We start from the raw sequence: 6,000 nt of genomic DNA on the forward strand, positions 1-6,000 counted from the left end.
GCACGCGGGTACGCCCCGCACCCCCCGCTCAGCCCGCGCAGCTACTTCGCTCGGTCGAAGTCGATCGCCGAGTACGCCCGCAACTTGCTCAACCGATGCTCGGAGTCGATCCTCCGCACCGTCCCCGACTTCGACCGCATCACGATCGAGTCGGTGAGCGCCGTCTCCGACCGGTACCGCACGCCCCGCAGCAGCTCCCCGTCCGTGATCCCGGTGGCGACGAAGAACACGTTCTCCCCGGTCACCAGGTCCTCCGTGGTCAGCACCCGGTCGAGGTCGTGCCCCGCGTCCAGCGCCCGCTGCCGCTCCTCGTCGTCCTTCGGCCACAGCTTGCCCTGGATCGTGCCGCCGAGGCACTTCACGGCGCACGCCGAGATGATCCCCTCGGGCGTGCCGCCGATCCCGAGCAGCAGATCGACCCCGGTGCCTTCCCGCAGCGCGAGGATCGACCCGGCCACATCGCCGTCGGAGATCAGCTTGATGCGCGCGCCGGTCTCCCGGATCTCCTTGATGACGCCCTCGTGCCGCGGCCGGTCGAGGATGACGACGGTGACGTCCTCGGGGGTGGCCCGCTTGGCCTTGGCGACCCGGCGGATGTTCACCGAGACCGGCGCCTCGATGTCGACGAACTCGGCGGCCTCGGGGCCGGTGACCAGCTTGTCCATGTAGAACACGGCGGACGGGTCGAACATGGAGCCCCGCTCGGCCGCCGCGAGGACGGCGATCGCGTTCGGCATGCCCTTGGCCGTCAGCGTGGTGCCGTCGATCGGGTCGACGGCGATGTCGCACTCGGGACCGGTGCCGTCGCCCACGCGCTCACCGTTGAACAGCATCGGCGCCTCGTCCTTCTCGCCCTCGCCGATGACGACGACGCCGTTCATCGACACGGTGGAGACGAGGGTCCGCATGGCGCGCACCGCGGCACCGTCGGCGCCGTTCTTGTCGCCGCGCCCCACCCAGCGGCCCGCAGCCATCGCGGCCGCCTCGGTCACCCGGACGAGTTCCAGGGCGAGGTTGCGGTCGGGGGCTTCGGAGGGAACGTCGAGTTCGGACGGCAGATGATGGTTCTCGGTCATCGGAGCGCACCTTTCTGATACGACGACGGCCGGATGAGGGTTCGAGGGTCGACTCTATCGTCAGTCCGACAGAATGAGCAGGGGACCCCACGGATGAGCGCCGCGAGCACCTGCGACGATGGGGGGCGTGGCAGGTTCGAAAGGCAAGGCGCAGACGGTCCGGGACATGGTGCTCTCCCTGGGCCTGATCATGGTCGCGGGCATGGTCATGTACCTCTTCATCCCGCACGACGACAGCGCACCCGACATCAAGCGGGTCGACTACCGCGTCGAGCTGCTCACGGCACGCCGGGCGGCCTCCTATCCGGTGGCGGCGCCCGAGGGGCTGCCGACGACCTGGAAGGCGTCCTCCGTGCGCTTCCGGGGCGACGAGTTCGACGCCTGGCATCTGGGCTTCCACACCCCCGACGGGGAGTACGTCCAGATCGAGCAGTCCACTCAGAAGCGCTCCACCTTCATCGACGAGGCGACCCAGGGAGCGCGGAGGACGGAGAAGACCGAGCAGCTCGCCGGCCGGACCTGGACCCGTTACGTCGACGGCCGCTACGACGCCCTCGTGCTGGAGGGCGCCGACGGCTCGACGACGGTGGTGGCCGGCACGGCGTCGTGGGCCGAGCTGACGCAGATGGCGAAGGCACTGAAGACGGCGTGAGCGCCCCGCGCCCCCAGGCGCGACCGGGCGCCCCGCGCCCCCGGACACGACCGAGGCCCCCGGCGATCGCCGGGGGCCTCGGTCATGCCGGTGCTCAGGCCGTCGTGCCCGGGCGTAGTGCTCAGACCGTGGTCACGACCTGCTCGTACGCCAGTCGCGGCGAGCGCGGGTAGGACGCGTTCTCGCCCGGCTTGCCGATGTTGACGACCATCAGCGGGGTGTGGTCCTCGTCGAGGAACTCCTTGCGGACGCCCTCGGCGTCGAAGCCGGTCATCGGGCCGGCGGCGAGCCCGGCGGCGCGGACGCCGACGATGAAGTACGCGGCCTGGAGGGCGGCGTTCAGTCCGGCGGCGCTCTCCCGGGCCGTACGCTCGGCGAAGAAGACGTCCTTGGCCTGCGGGAAGGCCGGGAAGAGGGTCGGCAGCTCCTCGTGGAACTCGTTGTCCGCGGCCAGGATCGCGACCAGCGGGGCGGTGGCCGTCTTGGCCTGGTTGCCTTCGGCCATGTGCTGCACCAGGCGCTCGCGGGCCTCGGGGGAGCGGACCAGGGTGATGCGCAGCGGCGTCTGGTTGAAGGCGGTCGGGCCGTACTTGACCAGGTCGTAGATCGCCTGGACCTGCTCCTCGGTCACCGGCTCGTCGGTGAAGGTGTTCGCGGTGCTGGCCTCACGGAACAGCAGGTCCTGGGCGGCGGGGTCAAGAACGAGAGACATGCGTGAACTTCCTGGAGTGCGCGTCCGGATCCGGAACGCCGGGCCGGCTGACGCGATCGACGGTACCCAATGGAAGTTCAACGTTCAACAAGGGTGCGGGGTGGTGACCGTCCTCACAGTCCCGCCGTCCGGCCTACCCCTCCTCCGTGTCCTCCTCCTCGGCCAGCGCCGCGTCCAGCCGCGCCCGCGCGCCCTCCAGCCAGCGCCGGCAGACCTTGGCCAGCTCCTCGCCGCGCTCCCACAGGGCGAGGGACTCCTCCAGCGTCGTACCCCCCGCCTCCAGACGGCGTACGACCTCGATCAGCTCGTCGCGCGCCTGCTCGTACCCGAGCGCCTCTTCCACCTTCTCGGTCATCCACTCACCCCAGAGATCGAATCGAACATCAAGACCGGTGCGTCGAGTGTCACGGATCGACGCGTACGCCGAACTCGCCCTCGGCGACCCGCGCCCGCAGCGGCTCGTCAGCCGTCACCTCGGCCGGATCCCGCACCACATGCCCGTCGGCCTTCTGCAGCACGGCGTACCCCCGCTTCAGCGTCGCGGCGGGGGAGAGCGCCACCACACGCGCGTGCGTGTGCGTCAGCTCCGAGTCCGCGCGGTCCAGGAGATGGCCGAGCGTGCGCCGCGAACGGCCGACGAGCGACTCCACCTGGTCGGCCCGCTCGTCCAGCATCCGGTGCGGATCCCGTATCACCGGCCGCGCGAGCGCCTGGGCGAGCCCGCGCTCCTCCCGCTCCACGAACGCCGCCATGCAGCGCCGCGCCCGCCCGCGCAGCATCCGCACCCGCTCCAGCTCCTCACCGACGTCCGGCACGACCTTCTTCGCCGCGTCCGTGGGCGTCGAGGCGCGCAGGTCGGCCACATGGTCCAGGAGCGGATTGTCCGGCTCGTGCCCGATCGCCGACACCACCGGCGTACGGCAGGCCGCGACCGCCCGCACCAGCTGCTCGTCGGAGAACGGCAGCAGATCCTCCACGCTCCCGCCGCCCCGCGCCACGATGATCACGTCCACCTCCTCCAGCGCGTCCAGCTCCTTCACCGCCTGGACGACCTGCGGCACCGCGTGCACCCCCTGCACCGCGACGTTGCGCACCTCGAAGCGGACGGCCGGCCACCGGTGCCGGGCGTTCTCCAGTACGTCCCGCTCGGCGGCCGAGGCCCGCCCGCACACCAGCCCGATGAGCTGCGGCAGGAACGGCAGCGGCTTCTTGCGCCCGGGCGCGAACAGCCCCTCCGCCGCCAGGGACTTCTTCAGCTGCTCCAGCCGGGCCAGCAGCTCCCCGACGCCCACCGGCCGGATCTCGGCGGCCCGCAGCGACAGCTGCCCCCGCGGCGCGTACCACTCCGGCTTGGCGTGCACGACGACCCGCGCGCCCTCGCCGACGACGTCCGCGACCGCGTCGAACACCTGCCGGTAGCACGTCACGCTCACGGAGATGTCGTACGACGGGTCCCGCAGCGTCAGGAACACGACGCCCGCGCCCGGACGCCGCGACAACTGGGTGATCTGCCCCTCGACCCACACCGAGCCGAGCCGGTCGATCCATCCCCCGATGAGCCGCGAGACCTCCCCGACGGGCAGAGGGGTCTCGGCGGACGTGTTCGCAGCCATGCCCGCGAGCGTAGTGGCCGCCACCGACAGCCGGCCGCGCCGAGCGAGCGCCGGTACGCCGTCAAGACGCCCCACGCGCGCGGGGGCACGCGCACTCGGGCCCTCCGGGCGCGCCTTACGATGGGACGCATGACTGCTTCGCCTGGCCGCCGCCGTGTCCTGCTCGCCGCCCCCCGGGGCTACTGCGCCGGCGTCGACCGCGCCGTGATCGCCGTCGAGAAGGCCCTGGAGCAGTACGGGGCCCCGGTCTACGTGCGGCACGAGATCGTCCACAACAAGTACGTCGTGCAGACCCTGGAGAAGAAGGGCGCCATCTTCGTCGAGCGGACCGAGGAGGTCCCGCCGGGCAACATCGTGATGTTCTCGGCGCACGGCGTCGCCCCCGTCGTCCACGAGGAGGCCCGGCGCGGTCGCCTCGCCACCATCGACGCGACCTGCCCGCTGGTCACCAAGGTCCACAAGGAAGCCGTCCGCTTCGCGAGCGAGGACTACGACATCCTCCTGATCGGACACGAGGGCCACGAGGAGGTCATCGGCACCTCCGGCGAGGCCCCCGACCACATCCAGCTCGTCGACGGACCCGGCGACGTCGCCAAGGTCGAGGTCCGCGACCCCTCCAAGGTCGTCTGGCTCTCCCAGACCACCCTCTCCGTCGACGAGACCATGGAGACCGTCGACGCGCTGAAGGACAAGTTCCCGCAGCTGATCTCCCCGCCCAGCGACGACATCTGCTACGCCACGCAGAACCGTCAGCTCGCGGTGAAGCAGATGGGCGCCGAGGCCGAGCTGGTCATCGTGGTCGGCTCGCGCAACTCCTCCAACTCCAAGCGGCTGGTGGAGGTCGCCAAGCTCGCCGGCTCGCGCGCGGCGTACCTGGTGGACTTCGCCAGCGAGATCGACGAGGCGTGGCTGGAGGGCGTGACCACGGTCGGCGTCACCTCCGGCGCCTCCGTCCCGGAGGTCCTCGTCGAGGAGGTCCTGGCGTGGCTCGCCGAGCGCGGCTACGGCGACGTCGAGCTCGTCAAGGCCGCCGAGGAGTCGATCACCTTCTCGCTGCCCAAGGAACTCCGCCGTGACCTGCGCGAGGAGGCGGCGGCGCTGGTCGCCGAGCGCGGCGGGTCCGGTACGCCCGAGGCGTGACTGTCAGTCGACCGTCGTAACGTGGAGCCATGCAGATCTTCGGCGTGGACATCGGTGGATCCGGGATCAAGGGCGCTCCCGTGGACCTCGACAGGGGTGACCTGGCCCAGGAGCGCTTCAAGGTGCTGACCCCGCACCCGGCGACGCCCGACGGGGTGGCCGACGGCGTGCGGCAGGTCGTCGAACACTACGGCTGGAGCGGCCCGGTCGGCCTCACCTTCCCCGGTGTGGTCACCGGCGGCTCCCACATCCGTACGGCGGCCAACGTCGACAAGAGCTGGATCGACACCGACGCGCGCGCCCTGTTCAGCGAGCGCCTGGGCGGCCTGCCGGTGACGGTGGTCAACGACGCGGACGCGGCGGGCGTCGCGGAGATCGCCTTCGGCGCCGGCCGCGACCGCAGCGGCACGGTCATCCTGCTGACGTTCGGCACGGGCATCGGCAGCGCCCTCTTCGTCGACGGCGTCCTTGTCCCCAACACCGAACTCGGCCACCTGGAACTGAACGGCCACGACGCGGAGAAGCGCGCCTCCAGCAAGGCCAAGGAGGACGGCGAGCTGACGTGGGAGCACTGGGCCCGCCGGGTCCGCAAGTACCTCGCCCACGTCGAGATGCTCTTCTCGCCCGAGCTGTTCATCATCGGCGGCGGCGTCAGCCGCAAGGCGGAGAAGTTCCTGCCCTACATCGACGGCATCAAGGCCGAGATCGTCCCGGCGCAGCTCCAGAACAACGCGGGCATCGTCGGGGCGGCGATGCGGGCGGCTAAGGGGAGCTGAGGCGGGCCGGCGGCGGCTACCGGCGGGGCGG

At 71.3% G+C, this 6,000-nt stretch carries 7 protein-coding genes; 3 read left to right on the forward strand and 4 right to left on the reverse strand.

What is annotated here, in order from left to right; genetic code table 11:
- Window positions 1–41: 41 nt before the first annotated feature.
- Window positions 42–1,076, reverse strand: a complete 1,035-nt coding sequence (gene glpX, locus ALMP_RS38910) for a class II fructose-bisphosphatase (protein WP_264936703.1) — start codon at window positions 1,074–1,076, stop codon at window positions 42–44.
- Window positions 1,077–1,203: 127 nt separating this feature from the next.
- On the opposite strand from glpX, the gene ALMP_RS38915 reads away from it, so the two are divergent.
- Window positions 1,204–1,728: a DUF4245 domain-containing protein gene (locus ALMP_RS38915; RefSeq protein ID WP_264936704.1), complete on the forward strand. Its 525-nt coding sequence runs from the start codon at window positions 1,204–1,206 to the stop codon at window positions 1,726–1,728.
- A 121-nt stretch (window positions 1,729–1,849) separates the two neighbouring features.
- On the opposite strand, the gene ALMP_RS38920 is transcribed toward ALMP_RS38915, so the two are convergent.
- The 3 genes from ALMP_RS38920 to xseA form a co-directional block, all read right to left on the reverse strand.
- A complete protein-coding gene (locus ALMP_RS38920) occupies window positions 1,850–2,440 on the reverse strand; it encodes a malonic semialdehyde reductase (protein WP_264936705.1) in 591 nt (196 codons plus the stop codon).
- Between the two features lie 133 nt (window positions 2,441–2,573).
- Window positions 2,574–2,795 carry an exodeoxyribonuclease VII small subunit gene (locus ALMP_RS38925; RefSeq protein ID WP_264936706.1) on the reverse strand — a complete coding sequence of 74 codons (222 nt, stop codon included), beginning with the start codon at window positions 2,793–2,795 and terminating at the stop codon, window positions 2,574–2,576.
- A gap of 49 nt (window positions 2,796–2,844) precedes the next feature.
- Window positions 2,845–4,053: an exodeoxyribonuclease VII large subunit gene (xseA, locus tag ALMP_RS38930; RefSeq protein WP_264936707.1), complete on the reverse strand. Its 1,209-nt coding sequence runs from the start codon at window positions 4,051–4,053 to the stop codon at window positions 2,845–2,847.
- A 120-nt stretch (window positions 4,054–4,173) separates the two neighbouring features.
- Here xseA and ALMP_RS38935 point away from each other — a divergent pair, with 120 nt between their 5' ends.
- Together ALMP_RS38935 and ppgK are read left to right on the forward strand one after the other, a co-directional pair.
- Entirely contained in the window at window positions 4,174–5,193 is a 1,020-nt protein-coding gene (locus ALMP_RS38935; protein WP_264936708.1) for a 4-hydroxy-3-methylbut-2-enyl diphosphate reductase, read from the forward strand.
- A 29-nt stretch (window positions 5,194–5,222) separates the two neighbouring features.
- Window positions 5,223–5,969 (forward strand): polyphosphate--glucose phosphotransferase, encoded by a 747-nt coding sequence (ppgK, locus tag ALMP_RS38940; protein ID WP_264936709.1) that lies wholly within the window; start codon window positions 5,223–5,225, stop codon window positions 5,967–5,969.
- Window positions 5,970–6,000: the final 31 nt, after the last annotated feature.

Origin of the sequence: Streptomyces sp. A012304 (assembly GCF_026008495.1) — a bacterium.
Lineage (GTDB): Bacteria > Actinomycetota > Actinomycetes > Streptomycetales > Streptomycetaceae > Streptomyces.